Origin of the sequence: Rhizobium sp. BK456, from assembly GCF_014194045.1 — a bacterium.
GTDB classification, from domain to species: Bacteria; Pseudomonadota; Alphaproteobacteria; order Rhizobiales; family Rhizobiaceae; genus Rhizobium; species Rhizobium redzepovicii.
This window is the reverse complement of record NZ_JACIAO010000026.1, coordinates 2,501-5,000: the sequence shown is the minus strand read 5'-3', so window position 1 is coordinate 5,000 and position 2,500 is coordinate 2,501. Positions and strand designations below refer to the sequence as shown.

Sequence of the window (2,500 nt, the reverse complement as noted above, 5' to 3'; positions counted from 1 at the left end):
ACGGAAACTGGCGTCCCCGCTTCAAAGCCTACCACCTATCCTACACATGCCGACACGAATGCCAGTGTAAAGCTATAGTAAAGGTGCACGGGGTCTTTCCGTCTGACCGCAGGAACCCCGCATCTTCACGGGGAATTCAATTTCACTGAGTCTATGTTGGAGACAGCGGGGAAGTCGTTACGCCATTCGTGCAGGTCGGAACTTACCCGACAAGGAATTTCGCTACCTTAGGACCGTTATAGTTACGGCCGCCGTTTACTGGGGCTTCGATTCAAAGCTTGCACCTCTCCTCTTAACCTTCCAGCACCGGGCAGGCGTCAGACCCTATACGTCGTCTTGCGACTTCGCAGAGCCCTGTGTTTTTGATAAACAGTCGCTACCCCCTGGTCTGTGCCACCCCATCATACTTGCGTAAAATGGGGTCACGCTTCTTCCGAAGTTACGCGTGCAATTTGCCGAGTTCCTTCAACATAGTTCTCTCAAGCGCCTTGGTATACTCTACCTGACCACCTGTGTCGGTTTCGGGTACGGTCTATACGGTGGAGCTATTTCCTGGAACCGCTCCGCTGCCCATCCAATCCAATAAGAATGAACAACTTGTGCAATCCGTCACTACCACCAGGCCCACGAATATTAACGTGGTTCCCATCGACTACGCATTTCTGCCTCGCCTTAGGGGCCGGCTAACCCTGCTCAGATTAACTTTAAGCAGGAACCCTTGGTCTTTCGGCGAGAGGGTCTCTCACCCTCTTTATCGTTACTCATGTCAACATTCGCACTTCCGATACCTCCAGGAGCCCTCACGGGTCTCCCTTCATCAGCTTACGGAACGCTCCGCTACCACGTGTATTGCTACACATCCTCAGCTTCGGTGCATGGCTTCAGCCCCGTTACATTTTCGGCGCAAAGACCCTTATTTAGACCAGTGAGCTGTTACGCTTTCTTTAAATGATGGCTGCTTCTAAGCCAACATCCTGGTTGTTTTGGGATCCTCACATCCTTTCCCACTTAGCCATGACTTGGGGACCTTAGCTGGAGGTTAGGGTTGTTGCCCTTTTCACGACGGACGTTAGCACCCGCCGTGTGTCTGCCGAGTAGTACTCCCCGGTATTCGGAGTTTGGTTAGGATCAGTAAGACGGTGAGTCCCCATAGCCCATCCAGTGCTCTACCCCCGGGGGTATTCGCTCGACGCTCTACCTAAATAGATTTCGCGGAGAACCAGCTATTTCCGAGTTTGATTGGCCTTTCACCCCTAGCCACAAGTCATCCCAATCTATTGCAACAGATGCGGGTTCGGTCCTCCAGTTGGTGTTACCCAACCTTCAACCTGCTCATGGCTAGATCACTCGGTTTCGGGTCTAATGCAACAAACTAAATCGCCCTATTCAGACTCGCTTTCGCTTCGCCTACACCTACCGGCTTAAGCTTGCTTGTTACACTAAGTCGTTGACCCATTATACAAAAGGTACGCCGTCACCCTTTCAGGCTCCGACTGTTTGTAGGCATCCGGTTTCAGGTTCTATTTCACTCCCCTTGTCGGGGTGCTTTTCACCTTTCCCTCACGGTACTTGTTCGCTATCGGTCATGCACGAGTACTTAGGCTTGGAGAGTGGTCTCCCCATGTTCAGACAGGATTTCTCGTGTCCCGCCCTACTCTAGGACAATCATGATATCTACGCGTACGGGGCTGTCACCCACTACGGCCGCACTTTCCAGAGCGTTCCACTTTAATCACAATTGCCACTGGCCTGGTCCGCGTTCGCTCGCCACTACTTGCGGAGTCTCGGTTGATGTCCTTTCCTGCAGGTACTTAGATGTTTCAGTTCCCTGCGTTCGCTTCTTACACCCTATGTATTCAGGTGTAGATACCTTATCACAATGCTTGGAAACCCAAGCCGACCTTACAGTCAGTTTGGATTTTCCAAGCATTTAAGGTGGGTTGCCCCATTCGGAGATCCATGGATCAAAGCTCATTCGCAGCTCCCCACGGCTTTTCGCAGCGTATCACGTCCTTCATCGCCTGTGCATGCCAAGGCATCCACCAAATGCCCTTACGACACTTAATCGTTCTCATTGCCAATGCTCATCATCTCGTTGCTCGCTCCATAAGAAACGGCAACAGACCGGGTTACCTTTTACAACCCAGTCAATCCAACAATGCCATCGACGTGTTCGACCTGATCACTTTATTGGAGCTACGCCGAGCAGCTCGCTTGTGTCAGGTCTTAAGACCAGCTTCTCGAGATTGGATCCGATACCGCGCGGTCAGGCAACGGTAATCAAGCCGTCCGTCAGATGCTCATCCCTAAAGATGACCAAACAACAACGACCCAGAGCGACAAGCTTCCTTCCTACCTCCAATTCCTCCACCATATCCGGCCGGCTAGGCCATCCATGGTTTCACAAGAACTGGGCTCGGACGCTTTGGGCAAAACCCAAAACACCTGGAAGCCTCCAGATCAATCTTCTCTTCACAATGTATGCAGAACACGCATCAGC

At 51.8% G+C, this 2,500-nt stretch carries 1 rRNA gene (only partly in view); it reads right to left on the bottom strand.

The features are described 5' to 3' along the window. Positions 1 to 2,067, bottom strand: a 23S ribosomal RNA gene (locus FHX03_RS34115) (it extends 733 nt beyond the left edge of the window). Positions 2,068 to 2,500: the final 433 nt, after the last annotated feature.